This window comes from Pseudomonas sp. B1(2018) (assembly GCF_003097365.1).
In the GTDB taxonomy this organism is placed as follows: domain Bacteria; phylum Pseudomonadota; class Gammaproteobacteria; order Pseudomonadales; family Pseudomonadaceae; genus Aquipseudomonas; species Aquipseudomonas laurylsulfatiphila.
The window spans coordinates 112,744-130,352 of sequence record NZ_PYUK01000001.1 but is presented as its reverse complement, the minus strand read 5'-3'; the positions used below and the strand labels follow the sequence as shown (position 1 = coordinate 130,352).

Below are 17,609 nucleotides of genomic sequence, written 5' to 3'. Positions count from 1 at the left end.
GATTCGAGAGCAAAGCCGCTTTCACGTACGATCAGTTTTCCCAGCGTTTTAGCGGGTTGTCACCTGTTCCAGATCAGGTTCTGACGCGCGAAACCAGAATCGTCCAGCAACCAATCAGCCAAACGTTCCTTGGCCATGTTCGACTTTTTACCGACCCAGATCACCACACCATCCGGCCTGACAATGACTCCCTCGCCAGCGGACAAGCTGTTATTGCGCGAATCCTCGCTGATAGACGCCGTTTGCAATCCCGGAAAATCACGTCGAAGATCGGCGGCCAGCCCATCGGCACGATGATGCACCAGGACAAACCGCCCCCCTCGCAGTAACTGGGTCAAGCTCTGTCGTGGCAATCGCTCGCCCTCAGGAAGCAGGCTCAGCAGGGGTAGACGTCGGCCCACCAAGCGATGATCGCCTCGGCGTCGCATACTGCCATAGCGCACGCCCTCTCCTGCCAGTGAACTGACCACCTTCTGCGCCACATACGGGGTCCGCGTCGCCTGCAACCCGATCCAGTGAATCAGACGGCCTACCGGGCCGGAAGCCGTATTGAAGCGGAAAAGCAGATCCGTGTTGCGCAATGCCGCCGCCGCGATAGGCTTACGCTCGGCCTCGTAACTGTCCAGGATATCCATCGGCAATGTGCCCTGGATCGCACCCGCCAGCTTCCAGGCCAGGTTCGCCGCGTCACCGATCCCCATTTGCAGACCTTGCCCCCCCGCAGGGACATGGGTGTGGGCGGCATCTCCCAGCAGAAATACCCGCCCCTGGCGGTAATGAGCAGCCAGGCGCTGCTGGCTGCGGTAACGTGCGCTCCACAGCACATGCGCCAATCCGAAATCGCTTCCCAGGATGTCCCTCATCCCACAGGCAATTTCCTCGTGGGTGACCGGCTGTTTGACCGGAGTATCCATGCGCTCGTTGTCTTCGATACTGACGCGATAACTGCCATCGGGTAATGGAAACAGGGCGATCAGCCCCCTGGAGACCGACCTTGCATGGACCGCGGGTAAAGGAGGATTTCTCAAGACAATGTCCGCAACCACCAATGAATGCTTGTAGTCCTGTCCGACAAACGAAATATCAAGGAGCTGACGGACAGAGCTGTTGACCCCATCAGCCCCCAGCACCCAGTTGTAGTGGCTGTACTGGACACTGCCGGACTCATTGTGTTCTAGGGTCACCTCAACTTGTGCATCGCCAGCAACCAGAGCCTTTAGCGCATACCCGCGCCTCAGATTCACCCCTACGCGATTGACCCAATCGGTCAAAACCGACTCGGTTTGAGACTGCGGGATTATCACCATGTAGGGATACTCACAAGGGAGCTTGGAAAACGAGAGCGACCTGCCCGCCTTGTCACCCAGCGGCGCGCTTGTCCAGACGATCCCCCGGCGTATCATCTCATCTGCCACGCCCCAGGCATTGAGCAGCTCCAGGGTGACGGGCTCCAAGCCAAAGGCCCGGGAATGGGGGGAGGCAACCGGTCTTTTATCGATGAGATCAACCTCTATCCCCAACTCGGCCAGGGCTGCTGCCACAGCCAACCCGACCGGGCCCGCCCCCACGACAAGGACCTGTTCGTTTTTAACGACCATGATCACCCGCCTCTCCACGGTAGGGGCGGAAAGTGGCGACAATGACGTGCTGGTCGGTGATTCTCGTTTCCATACTCTGCAGCCCGGCCGTTTGCGCGAGCTGGATTACCTCATGCTCTGATCGATAATCTGCCAGTGAACCCAGCAGCCAGTTGATCAACGAGGTCAATCCCCAACCCGCGGGCTGGTTCTCCACCAGGCAGAAAAAGCCCTGAGGCTTGAGCACGCGACGGACCTCATTCAGGCCGGCAGGCTTGTCGGCCCAATGGCCGAACGACATCGAGCACACCACCAGATCCATGCTTTGCGAGGGGAATGGCAAGGCTTCAGCAACGCCATTGACGAACGAGGCGAAGGGACGTCGTTTGGCGCCCTCGTCCACCATGCCTTGAGCCGGGTCGACGCCCTCGAAGCGCGCATCGGGCCACTGAGCGAACATGCGTTCGATCAGTGCGCCGGTACCACAACCGATGTCCAGAACACCTTCCGGGCTCGAGCTGCACATCCATCGGCTCAACATTCGCAGACATTCGTCATGGGCCTGACTCAGTTTGGTACCGTACTTCTCTTCATAAGTCGGCGCAATACGACTGAACGTATGCACAAAACCTGGATTTCCATTCCCTTTTCCGTCAGAAAAAACGCTAGGCATTATTGAGTATCCAATTATCAATAGTTATCCATTACGGACCTTAGTAGTGAAACCCATCCCATACAAATAAAAATCAAATAATAAGCCACCAAGCAAATAACACCCACGCCCAACTAGCGTCCTGACTCAAAAATTAATCTCCCATTTGAGCTACTCCTATATAGCCTGGCGCGACCTAGGGAAACTCTGAAAAAACCCACTCTTTTGAAAAAAATTTCTGCAGCCCCCGCATTTCCAGAACTTATGTTTTTGATGTCGCGCTTTTTCCCAGAACACTCCTACAGATCATTCCTAAAAGTTGGCTTCCCACCCCCATTTTTGGGCCATTGCAATATCCTGTTACTTTCTTATCATTTGATTTTCAATCTAAATAGCCAATCATAAATCCAACTACAGCAACCGCACAGCGCCTAAAACCCAAGACAACAAATTCAACTGCATCTTGTAATCAAGGGCACTTTACTAGCTGCATGAGACATAAAATTCCGCTGCTTCCCCGTATCAGCACGACAAGTAAAAACGCTTATCCCACTACCAAGGAGATGGTATACGGTGCAAGCTTCGTTACGCCAAAAAGTTCTCTGCTTACAGCAGGCTATCGACCCCAGCCTGCCTGGCCTTTTACTTGAAGTCGCTTTTCACGTGGTCACCGATCTTTCCACTTCGCAGTTGGTATCGCGTATCGACAGAGTGGCCGAGCGGCATGCCTCTTTGCGGCAGCGCTTCGTCATGCGCGATGGCACTTACTGGATTGAACAGGCCCCACCGCAACAGCGACGCTACTGCCTGGTGCGCATCTGTAATGAGGCATCAACCAATTCACTGCTGACGCCGAGCCGCGAGCACATCGGGGTTGAGTCTGAGCAACTGTTCCACGCCGAAGTCGTGGAGCGCAGCGACGGACAACGCTACCTGGTCTTCCGAATCCATCACGCCATCGCCGACCTATGGTCTGTCGGCCTGCTGATTCGTGATTTTGCCGAAGACTGTAAAAACCGCTCCAGCGTCACCTTGGTGCCAAGGCCGATTGCCCCGGTGATCGACCGTGAGTTCTGGCGGCGCCAAATGTCGCAGGACACGCTGTTTTCCTTACCCATGGCCTCCCAGGACCAGCGCACGAACCGCCGTATGGTGCTGTCCTCCTTTATCATCGACCAGGAAAGTACCGCTGCCTTGGCCCGACTGGCCACGGCATGCGCGGTGACCCCCTACGCCATTCTGCTCGCCGCACAGGTACTGGCGTTGTCCAGAATCGGCCAGAGTAGCCGTCTGTCGCTCGCGGTGACGTTCCATGGCCGCAATCGGGGCAACAAGGACGCGGTGGGTTACTTCGCCAATACGCTTCCCGTGCCTTTCGATGTCAGCGAAAGCAGCGTGGGCGAGTTTGTCAAACGCACCGCACAGCGCCTGGAAGAGACATCAAAAGCCAGCGTCGGTGCCGGTTATCCCGAACTGGCAGAGTTCATGGCACCACAGGGATGGGCACCGACCGTCCCGTCCAGTGCGGTGATTTTCCAGCAAGATATGCCAGGCATGCCAAGAGGATTGGCGGCAGCCCTGCTGGGACTGGGCACGGTGCAATTAGAGGACCTGGCACTGACCGCGGTACAGGCACCGCCCAGCATCGGCCCCTTTGCCACCGCGCTGTTACTGACGCGCCATGAGGGCCAGTTGCATGGCCGGGTCGAGGTCGATCCTGCGCAGCATCCCGGTTGGCTGGCAGATGCGATAGCCGGTCAGTTCGCCGTGATCCTGAAGGAAATGGTGCGTGATCCACACGCCAGGCTGTCAACCATTCCAGCGTGCCTGTTGCACCTGCCAGAAGCCCAGGGCCAACCGAGGCCGGGGCCCGCATCAGAGACATTGGTTGCAGCCTTTCTCCGGCAAGTCGCCATCGCGCCGGACAATCCCGCGCTGCTTACGCCCCAGGCCACCATCAGCTATGGCGAATTGGCCAGTCGAGTAGCCAGGCTCTCGGCAGCCATGCGCCTGCGTGGATTCGAGCCTCGACAAACCCTGGCGATACTCCTGCCTCGCGATATCTATCTCGTCCCGGCCCTGCTGGCGGTCATGGCCTGCGGAGGCAGTTATGTGCCCATTAGTGAAGCGAACCCTGTCGAGCTCAACCGCTCGATTCTGGCCAAGGCCCGCTGCCGCGCGATCCTCACGGACCAAGAGGGCGTGACCCGTTTCGCCCACTTGGCGCCCTGCTGGTCCTTGAGCGACCTGCTGTCGATGCCCGACGCCCCGCTGCAGGACCACTCCAGGCTTCAAGCCAAGGCCTACATCCTGTTCACCAGCGGCTCCACCGGGGAACCAAAAGGCGTGGCGATCACCCATGCCAATGCTGCCAACTTGCTGCGTTGGGCGGCTCAGGATTGTGGCCCCGAGTACCTGGCGCAAACACTGGCGGCAACCCCGACGACGTTCGATCTTTCGATTTTCGAGATGTTTGCCCCTCTTGTGGTCGGTGGCTGCGTCCGGCCCGTCTCCTCGGCCATGTCGCTGATCGACAATCCGGCGCTGCTGACCGGCACCACACTGGTCAATACGGTGCCGTCGGTGGCCGACGCCTTGTTGCAGCATGATGTGCTGGATCCCTCCCTGTGCATGCTCAACCTCGCGGGAGAACCGCTGAGCCGGGATCTTTACCTGAGGCTTCAGGAAAAGCTGCCCGCCACACGCATCGTTAACCTCTACGGCCCGACGGAAACGACAACCTACTCCACCGCCCTGGTGATCGAACCCGCTCAACAGGAGATCACCATCGGTTTTCCACTGCCTGGCACCTGGGTCGATGTCGTGGATGAAAACATGCAGAGCGTCGGTATCGGTGTGCCTGGCGAACTGATCATCCATGGACACGGCGTGGCGCAAGGCTATGTCAGCGACCCCGTGCGTAGCGCCGCTTCTTTTTTGCCAGCACCCGATGGATTGCGTTGCTACCGCACGGGAGACCGTGTCCGCTGGTTGCCCGATGGCCGCCTAGACTTTATCGGCCGACAGGATGATCAGGTCAAAGTCCGCGGTTTCCGGGTCGAGCTGGGGCCCGTTCAGGCCGAACTGCATGCCATTGAAGCCATTCGTGAATCCGCAGTGGTCGTTGTCGCCAAAGGACAGCAGCGCAGCATCGTGGCTTTCGTCTCCCTGAAAGAGCCGAGCGAAGATGAATCGGAGCAGCGCAATGGCATAAAACAACACTTACTTGGCGTACTTCCCTATTACGCAGTACCAGACAAGTTTATTTTTCTTGAAGCACTGCCAAGAAACAAACATGGCAAGATCGATAGAACCCTGCTCTTGAAACATGTGCCCCAGACTGCGCAAGAGCGCAAGATGCGAGAAGCGAGCGACCTCGAACAACGCGTTGCCAACTGCTGGCAAACAATCATCGGCCATCATGTCCAACTCCACGAGAACTTCCTGGAAATTGGAGGCCACTCGCTTTCCCTTACGCATTTAACCGGTCTATTGAGAAAAGAATTCAATATTCATATTTCACTACATGACCTCTGGATCAGGCCAACCATAGAACAACAGGCAAAGTTCATTCACAAGTTGCAAAGTTCGGCACTGGCAAAGTCTGCCGCCGCGCCAATCCCACGACTTGACCGAAAGATCTCTCATCATTAATCAGGAGTACCGCATGAGCATTAATACATGCCGGACTGCAGCTTTCCCTGCGTCATACGGCCAGGAACAGATCTGGTTTCTGAACGAACTGAACCAGAAATCCCAGCTGGCTTATACCATGGCGATGAAAGTATCTATTGTCGGAAAACTGAACACACTACAGTTGCAGCGCGCGGTCAACCAGGTCGTGGGCTCCCAGGAAGTTTTGAGAACCTCCTTTGCCTATAATAATGGGAAGTTGAGCCAAGTCATTTCACCCTCCGCCACACTTCCCATTCGCTGCGTGGAATGCATTGACGATGTACCTGCGATGCAACGCCTGATCAACATGGAAGTCCAGCGTGGCTGGTCGCTGAGCAGCGCGCCGCTGTACCGCCTTTTGCTGATAAAAACCGGCGACCAGCAACATGAGCTGGTCATTTGCACCCACCATATCGTCTGCGATGGCATCTCGCTGCAACTGTTGCTGCAAAAAATAGTCGTCGCCTATCAAGGCCAAGGCCATGAGGGGGCACCCACAATCCCGGATGAAGAGGCCCTGCAATTCGTCGACTATGCGGCTTGGTCAAGACAGCACGAACACGCTGGACTCGAGTACTGGCGCAAGCAGCTGGCCGATGCCCCGACGATACTGGACATTTCGACAAGGCCCGGCCGAAGCGAACAACAGACATTTGTCGGCGCGCGAATTCCCCTCGAGTTCAACCACCACCAATGGCAGGCACTGCGCCAGACGTTCAGACCCCAGGGCATCTCCTGCGCAGCGGTGTTCCTGGCCGCCTACTGCGTCGTCCTGCACCGCTTGGCCGAACAGGACGACATTCTGATCGGGCTGCCAACCTCAAATCGCCTGCGCCCGGAGTTGGCACAAGTAATCGGCTACCTATCCAATATGTGCGTGTTTCGCAGCCGATATGCTCAGGACCAAAGCGTTACGGACTTTCTTCAACAGGTTCAGCTGACCCTTACCCATCTGATCGAACATGGGGAAACCCCTTTCTTGCAAGTGTTACAAAGCGTTGAGCATACACGGCACGCCGGTATGACTCCGTTGTTCCAGGTGCTGTTTGGCTATGAGCAGGACGTTCAACGCACGCTGGATACCGGCGACCTGCAATTTACGGTTTCGGATGTCGATACCGGGGCCGCACGCCTCGATCTGTCACTGTTCCTGTTCGAGGACCACGACCTCAACGTCAACGGCTTTCTGGAATATGCCACGGACCGTATCGACGCCGCGGCTGCCGAAAACATGGTCGGCATGCTCACCAGAGTGCTGCGCGAGTTCGTCACGGCGCCGCAGGCCCCACTGAGCGCCGTACAGCTGGGGGCGGCGGACTCCGAAGAGCAGACACCTGCGATCACGCCGACTTTCCCGAGTGTGCCAGCCCGTCTGTTCGCCTTGGCAGACAGTCACCCCAGTGCGACCGCGCTGCGTGACGAGCAAGGCGAACTGACCTATGCGCAGTTGCGCCAGCAGATCATGCAGGCGGCGGCCACCCTGCACACCCAGGGCGCGAAACCCGGTACCCTGATCGCGGTCATAGGCGAGCGCGGCATCCCCTGGGTGGTCACCATGCTGGCCATCTGGCAAGTCGGGGGCATCTACGCTCCGTTGTCCAAGGACCTGCCCGAACAGCGTCTGCAAGGCATCCTGGCGGAACTCGACGGGGCCATGCTGGTTACCGACGACAGCGCGCCGGAACGCTTCGGGCAACCTGTGACGCTGGCTATGGACGCGTTATGGGCCGATGCCGTAACGCAACATGAGCAGCACGCGACGGACGCCAGCCTCCAGTCCGGTTACATGATGTTCACCTCCGGATCGACCGGCAAACCGAAAGGCGTGCACGTCAGCCAGGCCAACTTGGTCGCTACCCTGAGCGCATTCGGCCAACTGCTGCAGGTGAAGCCAAGCGATCGGATGCTCGCGCTGACGACCTTCTCCTTCGACATTTCACTACTGGAATTGCTGCTTCCCCTGGTGCAGGGCGCCAGCGTGCAGATAGCCGTCCCACAGGCTCAGCGGGATGCGGAAAAGCTCGCGGGCTATCTCGCCGATCCCCAGATCACCCTTGTCCAGGCCACGCCAGTGACCTGGAGGCTGCTACTGTCGAGCGGCTGGCAGCCACGGGAAAGCTTGACCCTGCTGTGCGGTGGCGAAGCGCTGCCACAGGATCTGGCGGACAGATTGTGCTTGCCCGGCATGACCCTGTGGAACCTCTACGGCCCGACCGAAACGACGATCTGGTCCACGGCCTGTCACCTGCAACCCGGTGCCCCTGTGCAACTGGGCCATCCCATTCCAGGTACGCATGTGGCCCTGGTAGATCGGGACCTGCGCAGCGTGCCCAGAGGGATAATCGGCGAACTGCTGATCTGCGGTCCCGGCGTCAGCCAGGGCTACTATCGCAACCCGGTTGAAACAGCGAAGCAGTTCGTACCGGACCCAGTTGCTGCAGGTAGGCGCGCCTATCTGACCGGCGACAGGGGGCGCATGCTGCAGGACGGTTCACTGGTCTATATCGGTCGACGTGACGACCAGATCAAGCTACGCGGCCATCGTATTGAGCTGGGAGAGATCGAGGCTGCACTGCGAACGCTGCCCGGGGTACGGGATGCCGCCGCCCAACTCCACGGCCAGGACGCAAGCCGGGGCATACAGGCCTTCGTCCAGCTTTGCGCAACAGTCGATGAAAGCCGGATCGATATCGGACACTGGCTCGAGGTACTGCGCCTGGCACTGCCTGAGGCGTGGCTGCCGACGGAATATTACAGGATCGATGGCATTCCCCTCACCTACAACGGCAAGCGGGACAGGAAGCGCCTCCTGACCCAGGCCGTCAGGTTGCAAACGCCCAGCCAGCGGGTCGCCCCCGGGAGTGGCACCGAGGCCCAGGTTCAGCAGATCTGGTGCGAACTGCTCAACCTAGAGGATATCGGCGTTACGGATGATTTTTTCCAGTTAGGCGGCCACTCCATTCTGGTGGCGCGCATGGTCGAACGCATCGAAACCACGTTCGGACGACGCATACCTATCGCAGATATCTATTTTTCTCCGACGATCGCCCGTGTGGCGGCGACGCTGAACTCCATGACATTCGAAAGAGGGCTGGCTGCACACAGCATGAAAGGCGATTGGGAGTTCACCGCCATCAGCCTTCAACACAACGCCGACAGCACAGCCGCCGTTCAGGAAAGATAAATCATGCAAAGCCCCAACATCGATTCTTTCGAGGCAGCACTGCGCTCGCTGCCCGCAGCCCGCGATGCACTCGGTGCCTATCCGTTGTCCAGCGAACAAAAGCGCCTCTGGTTACTGGCCCAGCTGGCGGGCACGGCAACGTTGCCGGTGACGGTGCGTTATGAGTTCACCGGCAGGGTGGACCTTGCCGTCGTGCAACAGAACCTGAGCTCATGGGTCTCACACAGCGAGTCCCTGCGCAGCCTGTTCGTCGAAGTGCTGGGACGCCCCGTCAGGCTTCTGATGCCTACGGGCCTGGTGAAATTGGAATTCTTCGGTCACCCGCAGTCTGATGCCGACATGGCCGGGCACCTGGGAGCCGCCTTCGAACTCGACAAGGGGCCGTTGCTGCGTGCGTTCATTACTCGAACCACCGCGCAACACCATGAATTGCAACTGGTCGGCCATCCTATCGTAGTGGACGAACATGCCTTGCAACGCATTGCCCAGACCCTCTTCCAGGCCCAACCCGCTCATCAGCACCCCGCCGTCGGTGCGCTGGCCGAGGTGTTCCAACGCGAACAGACGCTGGCACGGGATGCGCAGACCACCGAGCAATGGCAGCAATGGGGAATAAGCCTTCAGGCGCCTGCCGCCACGGAAATTCCGACAGAAAATCCCCGCCCCGCCATCAAAGGTTCAGATCGTCAGGTATATGAAGTCCTTACCGCATGGGGCGACCGATCAGTATCAGAAGCCGATATCGTCACCAGTTGGCTGGCCGTGCTGATGCGCTGGCAGGGATCGCAATCTGCGCTTTGCGCAATCAAGGTGCGCGACAAGGCGCATGCTAACCTGATCGGCCCGCTGCAAACCTACCTGCCGATCCGCGTCGATATACCGGATGACAGCACCCTGGCACAACTGCGACGCCAGGTGGAGGAACAGCTCAACGGCAACGACCATCCCTCCTTCTCCACGTTGCTGGAAGTTTGCCCGCCGAAGCGGGACCTGAGTCGCACACCCTACTTCCAGACCGGCCTGCACCTCATCGCGGATGATGTTCAACAGCGCTCCACCCGCGCGGGCAACCTGACGCGCCTGTCAACGAAGCAGCCCTGCAGCGACCTTGACCTGTTCATCTCCTGCTGGATGAACGACGGCATCCTTGGTCTGACGCTGGATTATGATTGCGCCGTGCTGAATTCGAGCCAGGTTGGGGCTCTGGCCCAGGCGCTCATCAGCGTATTGTCAGCGCCCGGCAAGCAACCAATCGCAACCGTTGCGCTGATGGGCCAGCAGATGCAGCAAACCGTTCTAGCTCAGGCCCATGGCCCCCATACGACACCGCCACAGCTGACGCTGACCGAACTGGTCGCCGCCAGCACGGAAAAGTCCCCGCAGGGCATTGCGGTTATCGACCACAGCCAGCAACTCAGCTATGGCGAGCTATGGGCAAGGGCAGCACTGGTGGCGGCGAATATCAGCCAGCATGTGCCAAAGCCTGGGAGCATCATCGCCGTGGCACTGCCCAGATCGGCCGAGTTCATTGCCGCGCTGCTGGGGGTACTGCGAGCAGGTCATGCGTTCCTGCCCATCGATCCCCGCCTGCCCACCGACCGCATCCAGTTCCTGATTGAACACAGTGGCTGCGAGCTGGTCATTACCTCCGACCAGCAATCTGTGGAGGGGTGGCCCGAGGTCGCCAGGATACGAATGGAGGCGCTTGATCCAGTCATACGCTGGACGACGCCCCAGGGGCTCAGCCACAGCGATGCCGCCTACCTGATCTATACCTCCGGCAGCACCGGCATTCCCAAGGGTGTCATTGTCGAGCACCGGCAAGTCGTCAACAACATCCTGTGGCGGCAACGAACCTGGCCGCTGACTTCACAGGACAACGTGCTGCATAACCATTCGTTCAGCTTCGACCCCAGTATCTGGGCGTTGTTCTGGCCTCTGCTGAACGGTGGCGCCATCGTGCTGGCGGATGCCAGGACCATGGAGGACAGCACCGCCCTGCTCGATCTGATGATCCGACATCATGTCAGCGTGCTGGGTGGCGTACCGAGCCTGCTCGGCACCCTGATCGACCACCCGTTCGCCAATGACTGCCGGGCGGTCAAGCTGGTACTCAGTGGCGGCGAAGTCCTCCACCCCGAACTGGCACGCAAGATTCAAAATGTCTGGCAGGCAGACGTCACCAACCTCTATGGCCCCACCGAAGCAACCATCGATGCGCTGTATTTTGCGGTCAAGGAAAACGGCACCGGCGCCATTCCGATTGGCTATCCAATCGACAATACCGAAGCCTACATCGTTGACCCCGATCTCAATCCGGTCCCCCCAGGCGTTCCGGGGGAAATCATGCTCGCCGGCCAGAACCTGGCGCGTGGCTATCTGGGCAAACCTGTGGAGACCGCGCAGCGCTTCCTACCCAACCCATTTGCCAACGGACGCTTGTATGCAACGGGCGATATGGGACGACGCTGGTCATCGGGGGCCATCAGCTACCTGGGTCGACGCGACCACCAGGTGAAGATTCGCGGGCATCGCATTGAGCTCAATGAAGTGGCTCATCTGTTGAGCCAAGTGCTTGAGCTGAAGGAGGCCATCGTATTCGCTCAGCACGCAGGAACCGAACAGGCACGACTAGTGGCGGCCATCGAACAACAGCCCGGCCTGAACAGCGACAGCATCAAACAGGAATTGCTGCGCCACTTGCCGGCCTATCTGATCCCCAGCCACCTCCTGCTATTGGATGAACTGCCAAGAACCGCCACCGGCAAGGTCGATATGCTCAAGCTGAATCAGTTGGCGGCCCCCCAACTGAACGAAGCCACGGCAACGGAATACCGTGCGCCACGGACCGACCTTGAACAATCGGTCATGGAGGATTTCGCGCAAGTACTCGGCCTCGCGGCTGTAACGCCGGACACAGATTTCTTCGAGCAAGGCGGTAACTCGATTCTGCTCACGCGCCTGGCAGGCACCCTGGCGGCCAAATACCAGGTGCAGATCCCACTGCATGAGTTCTTCCTGGTACCGACCCCGGCAGCGGTGGCGGAGGCGATTGAAATCTACCGCCGCGAAGGCCTCACGGCCCTCCTGTCACGCCAGCATGCACAAACGCTGGAGCAGGACATCTACCTGGAAGAACACATCCGGCCGGACGGCTTACCGCATGCCAACTGGTACCAGCCTTCTGTCGTGTTCCTGACCGGAGCCACCGGCTATTTGGGGCTGTACTTGATTGAACAGTTGCTCAAGCGCACCACAAGCCGGGTCATCTGCCTGTGCCGCGCGAAGAGTGCCGAGCATGCCAAGGCCAGAATTCTGGAAGGCCTGAAAACCTACCGCATCGACCTGGGCAGCGAACTTCACCGGGTGGAGTGCGTCGCGGGCGATCTGGCTTTGCCGCACCTGGGCCTGAGCGAGCATCAATGGCAAACACTGGCCGAAGAAGTCGATGTGATTTATCACAACGGCGCTCTGGTCAACTTCGTCTATCCCTACAGCGCGCTGAAATCCACTAACGTGGGAGGCACGCAGACCATCCTGGAATTGGCCTGCACCACTCGACTCAAGAGTGTTCAGTATGTCTCCACCGTGGATACTCTCCTGGCGACGCATATCCCCCGCCCCTTCATCGAGGACGACGCCCCCCTGCGTTCCGCCGTCGGCGTGCCAGTGGGCTACACCGGCAGTAAGTGGGTGGCTGAAGGGGTGGCGAATCTTGGCCTCTGCCGCGGTATTCCGGTCAGCATCTTCCGCCCAGGGTTGATCCTGGGTCATACCGAAACTGGCGCCTCGCAGAGCATCGACTACCTGCTGGTGGCGCTACGGGGTTTCCTGCCCATGGGAATCGTGCCGGATTACCCACGCATCTTCGACATCGTACCCGTGGACTACGTTGCCGCGGCGATCGTGCACATATCGCTGCAACCGCAAGGCAGGGACAAGTTCTTCCACCTGTTCAACCCGGCGCCGGTCACCATCCGTCAGTTCTGCAACTGGATCCGCGAGTTCGGCTATGAGTTCAAGCTGGTCGACTTCGAACACGGTCGGCAGCAGGCATTGAGCGTACCGCCCGGGCACCTGCTGTACCCGCTAGTGCCCCTGATCAGGGATGCCGATCCGCTGCCTCATCGTGCGCTGGATCCTGACTACATCCATGAAGTGAACCCCGCGCTGGAATGCAAACAGACCTTAGAGCTGCTGGCCTCCTCGGACATCACCTTGCCGGAAACGACAAAGGCCTACGCGCACACTATTTTGCGTTACCTGACAGAGACCGGCTTCATGGCCAAGCCTGGCATGTAGCGGATTGATCAGAGACAGGACGAATATCATGGAATCGATAGCCTTTCCCATTGCACATGCGCCCTTCATCCTGGGCTGCCCTGAAAACCTGCCAGCCACCGAGCGGGAGCTTGCCCCCTCCGCTGCGATGGCATGGCAGGTTTTGGAGTATCTGGAAGCGTGCTCCCAACCGAAAAACCTCGAGCAGTATCTCGGCACGCTCCGTGAAGTCATGGCGCAACTTCCATGCGCTTCCACGGGGCTGATGACCGATGATCCACGGGAAAACCAGGAAAACCGGGACAACGATTTCGCCTTCGGTATCGAACGCCACCAGGGCGACACTGTTGCCCTGATGGTCAATGCCGCCCTCGATGCGGTGATTCGAACGGGCGAGCTGGTCCGGTGCAGTGGCATCAGCCTGGATCACTCGGAATGGAGCGACATGATGTCCGTCGCGCAGGTGATCCTGCAGACGATTGCCAGCCCCCGGCTCATGTCCGAATCCCGCGTGATTTTCCAGGCACCGAAAAGCAAGGTCGAGGAGGATGAACAAGCCCCCCTGAGACGCTGGGTGCGCGGCCACCTGCTGTTCATGGTCCTGTGCCAGGGCATGAGCCTGTGCACCAACCTTCTGATCAGCGCTGCCCACGATAAGGATCTCGAACTGGCTTGTGCACAGGCCAATCGGCTGATTCAACTGATGAATATCTCGCGAATCACGCTCGAGTTTGCCACCGATCTGAACTCGCAACAGTACGTCAGCCAGATTAGACCGACCCTCATGCCACCGATCGCCCCACCCAAGATGAGTGGCATCAACTGGCGTGACCATGTGGTGATGATCCGTTCAATGCGCCGGTCCACCGAGGCCTGGAACTTCATTGAACAGACCTACCCTCAACTGGTTGAGCGTATGCGAACCATATTGGCACAGGTCTACAGCGCTCATCGCGGAGTCTGCGAAAAATTCGTTGGCGAAGAGAACACCAGTTTGTTGGCCAAGGAAAACGCCACGAACACCGCCGGCCAGGTGCTGGAAAACCTGAAGAAATCAAGATTGAAATACCTCAAGACAAAAGGCTGTACCGGTGCGGGATAACGCCTGACTGCACCTCACACCCCAATTAAAACCGGTCCGATATACGGGAAAGCAAAGGAGAGAGCCATGCCGACATTCCTGGGGGATGACGACACAGTGCCATGCGTGGTCGTCGTTAACGCTGACAAACAATATTCGATATGGCCAAGCGCAAGAGAGATTCCATCGGGTTGGTCCGAAGCAGGATTCAAGGGGTCACGCGCAGACTGCTTGAAACATATCGCGGAGATCTGGCCAGAGCCGACGGCATAGATACAACGTGATGCAAAAAGATTGCGTGAAAACATCCATTAGCCAAAGCAAGGAAGAAAAATGACTTTTACCCATCGCACCACCGATCAAGTCAAGCCTGCGGTACTGGATATGCCGGGCCTGTCGGGCATTCTTTTCGGCCACGCCGCTTTCCAATACCTGCGGGCCAGCTGCGAACTGGATCTATTCGAGCATGTCAGCGACCTGCGCGAAGCCACCAAGGACAGCATCGGCAGCCGACTGAAACTACAGGAACGCGCTACCGATATTCTGCTGCTGGGCGCCACCTCCCTGGGCATGCTGGTCAAGGAAAACGGTATCTACCGCAATGCCGATGTGGTTGAGGACCTGATGGCCACGGACGACTGGCAACGTTTCAAGGATACCGTGGCCTTTGAAAACTACATCGTCTATGAAGGGCAGTTAGACTTTACCGAGGCCCTGCAGAAAAACACCAACGTCGGTCTGCAGCGTTTCCCAGGCGAAGGGCGAGACCTCTATCACCGCCTGCACCAGAATCCCAAACTGGAAAACGTGTTCTATCGCTATATGCGCTCGTGGTCCGAGCTGGCCAACCAGGACCTGGTCAAGCACCTCGACCTGTCGCGCGTGAACAAATTGCTCGACGCGGGGGGTGGGGACGCGGTCAACGCCATCGCCCTGGCCAAACACAACGAGCACCTGAACGTAACGGTACTGGATATCGACAACTCCATTCCGGTCACTCAGGGCAAAATCAATGAATCCGGGCTCAGCAACCGGGTAAAAGCCCAGGCACTGGATATCCTGCACCAGCCCTTCCCCGAGGGTTACGACTGCATTCTCTTCGCCCACCAATTGGTGATATGGACCTTGGAGGAAAACACCCAGATGCTGCGCAAGGCCTACGATGCGCTGCCAGAAGGCGGGCGTGTGGTCATCTTTAACTCCATGTCCAACGATGAAGGCGACGGCCCGGTCATGGCCGCACTGGACAGCGTCTACTTTGCCTGTCTGCCTGCCGAGGGCGGCATGATCTATTCCTGGAAACAGTATGAGGGCTGCCTGGTGGAAGCCGGCTTCAAAAACCCCATGCGCACCGCGATTCCAGGCTGGACTCCACACGGCATCATCATGGCCTACAAGTAATTCTTCCTCCTCCGACTCCATTGGGGCCGGAGGAGTCATTTCCACATTTCCGTATTGACGCCACCTGGCGATAGGGACACCGACATGGCACGGCCACCCAAGACAAATGTTGCGATGCCGCAACAGATAAGACAGCTTCTATACAGTCAACTTATTTCGCAATCGATTCAAACCTTCTGTGAACTGCGTCTGCCTGATGTTCTGCAAGCAGCCGGCCAGCCCACCTCCATCGAACGGCTGGCTGAGCAGACACACACCCATATCAGCGCCCTGTCACGCTTGTTGAAAGCCTTGAAGCCATTCGGGCTGGTGAATGAAACCGACGAAGGTTTTTCCTTGACCGCTCTCGGCGCCAGTCTGACCCATGACGCCTTTGCTTCCGCTCAGCCCAGTGCCCTGTTGATCAATGGTGAAATGGGCCAAGCCTGGCGTGGTATGGCGCAGACGATCCGAACCGGCGAATCCAGCTTCAAGATGCAATTTGGCATCAGCTTGTTCGAGTATTTTGAACAGCACCCGGAACGCCGGGCCATCTTTGACCGTTCCCAGGACATGGGACTGGACCTGGAGATCCCGGAAATACTGGAGAACATCAACCTGCAGGACGGTGAGATCATTGTCGATGTAGGGGGTGGTTCAGGGCATTTGCTGTTGCACATGCTGGACAAGTGGCCCGAAAGCAAAGGCGTACTCTTCGATTTACCCGTCGCGGCAAAAATCGCGCAGGAACATCTGCACAAGATTGGAAAAGCTGGCTGCTTCGAAATCGTCGCCGGGGACTTCTTCAAGAGCCTGCCAGACAATGGCAGCGCTTACCTGCTGTCCCATGTCTTGCATGACTGGGGCGACGAAGACTGCCAGGCCATATTGGCCACCTGCCGACGGAGCATGCCGGACAATGCGCTGCTGATTGTAGTGGACCTGGTGATTGACCAGGATGAAAGTGCTCAGCCCAATACCACGGGCGCAATGATGGATCTTTACATGCTGTCTTTGTTCGGTATCGCCGGTGGCAAGGAGCGCAATGAGGTTGAATTCAGAACCCTCGTTGAAAACAGCGGCTTTATCGTCAAACAGGTAAAGCGCCTGCCAAGTGGGAACGGCATTATCTTCGCCTACCCGAAATAAATGATCACCATCGCCCCTCGCCACTTTCGAGAGGTGCTCTTTATTTACGGGTCATTTCCCACCTGCATGACTACAAGGAAAACACATGTCGACGCTGGTCTATTACGTAGCTGCCACCCTGGATGGTTATATTGCCACTCAACAACACAAACTGGATTGGCTGGAGAACTTTGCGCTGGGGGATGATGCAACGACCTATGATGATTTTTATCAGACGGTCGGAGCGGTGGTCATGGGGTCGCAGACCTATGACTGGATCATGTCGAACGCTCCTGATGACTGGCCCTACCAGGATGTACCCGCCTTTGTCATGAGCAACCGGAATCGGTCAGTCCCTGCCAATCTGGATATCACCTTCGTACACGGTGATGCCGGGGTCATCGCGGCCAAGGCCAGGCAAGCGGCGAAGGGCAAGAATGTCTGGCTGGTCGGTGGCGGCAAAACGGCAGCCTGTTTTGCCGACGCCGGGGAATTGCAGCAGCTGTTCATCACCACCATTCCGATCTTTCTCGGCACCGGCGTTCCCGTACTGCCCGTTGACCGCGCGCTTGAAGTCGTTCCCAGAAAACAGCGTGCGCTGCAGAGCGGTGCCATGGAATTCGTCCTGGACGTGAAAGCGGATTAACGCCC

The 17,609-nt window shown here is 58.2% G+C and carries 10 protein-coding genes; 8 read left to right on the top strand and 2 right to left on the bottom strand.

All coding sequences use genetic code 11. The features are described 5' to 3' along the window. Positions 1-59 precede the first annotated feature (59 nt). Together C9422_RS00565 and C9422_RS00560 are read right to left on the bottom strand one after the other, a co-directional pair. Complete coding sequence (locus C9422_RS00565; RefSeq protein WP_116579285.1) at positions 60-1,598, bottom strand: FAD-dependent monooxygenase; 1,539 nt, start codon at positions 1,596-1,598, stop codon at positions 60-62. After that, entirely contained in the window at positions 1,588-2,202 is a 615-nt protein-coding gene (locus C9422_RS00560; protein ID WP_165824735.1) for a class I SAM-dependent methyltransferase, read from the bottom strand. Before C9422_RS00560 ends, C9422_RS00565 begins: the two co-directional genes overlap by 11 nt. Before the next feature lie 600 nt (positions 2,203-2,802). Between C9422_RS00560 and C9422_RS00555 the strand changes: the two genes are divergently transcribed. From C9422_RS00555 to C9422_RS00520, 8 genes are all read left to right on the top strand, one after another. After that, the gene (locus tag C9422_RS00555) at positions 2,803-5,883 is read left to right on the top strand and encodes a non-ribosomal peptide synthetase (RefSeq protein ID WP_116579283.1); all 3,081 of its coding nucleotides are present in this window, start codon (positions 2,803-2,805) and stop codon (positions 5,881-5,883) included. Positions 5,884-5,896: 13 nt separating this feature from the next. Then, positions 5,897-9,088: a non-ribosomal peptide synthetase gene (locus tag C9422_RS00550; protein ID WP_116579282.1), complete on the top strand. Its 3,192-nt coding sequence runs from the start codon at positions 5,897-5,899 to the stop codon at positions 9,086-9,088. A 3-nt stretch (positions 9,089-9,091) separates the two neighbouring features. After that, positions 9,092-13,390: a non-ribosomal peptide synthetase gene (locus C9422_RS00545; RefSeq protein WP_116579281.1), complete on the top strand. Its 4,299-nt coding sequence runs from the start codon at positions 9,092-9,094 to the stop codon at positions 13,388-13,390. 28 nt (positions 13,391-13,418) lie between these two features. After that, on the top strand, positions 13,419-14,471 hold the full coding sequence (locus C9422_RS00540; protein ID WP_116579280.1) for a hypothetical protein: 1,053 nt from the start codon (positions 13,419-13,421) through the stop codon (positions 14,469-14,471). Positions 14,472-14,537: 66 nt separating this feature from the next. Then, positions 14,538-14,723 carry an MbtH family protein gene (locus tag C9422_RS00535; protein WP_116579279.1) on the top strand — a complete coding sequence of 62 codons (186 nt, stop codon included), beginning with the start codon at positions 14,538-14,540 and terminating at the stop codon, positions 14,721-14,723. A gap of 60 nt (positions 14,724-14,783) precedes the next feature. Continuing rightward, complete coding sequence (locus C9422_RS00530) at positions 14,784-15,851, top strand: methyltransferase (RefSeq protein WP_116579278.1); 1,068 nt, start codon at positions 14,784-14,786, stop codon at positions 15,849-15,851. 84 nt (positions 15,852-15,935) lie between these two features. Next, positions 15,936-16,979 carry a methyltransferase gene (locus tag C9422_RS00525; protein WP_116579277.1) on the top strand — a complete coding sequence of 348 codons (1,044 nt, stop codon included), beginning with the start codon at positions 15,936-15,938 and terminating at the stop codon, positions 16,977-16,979. Positions 16,980-17,064: 85 nt separating this feature from the next. Continuing rightward, complete coding sequence (locus C9422_RS00520; protein WP_116579276.1) at positions 17,065-17,604, top strand: dihydrofolate reductase family protein; 540 nt, start codon at positions 17,065-17,067, stop codon at positions 17,602-17,604. The last annotated feature ends 5 nt before the right edge of the window (positions 17,605-17,609 follow it).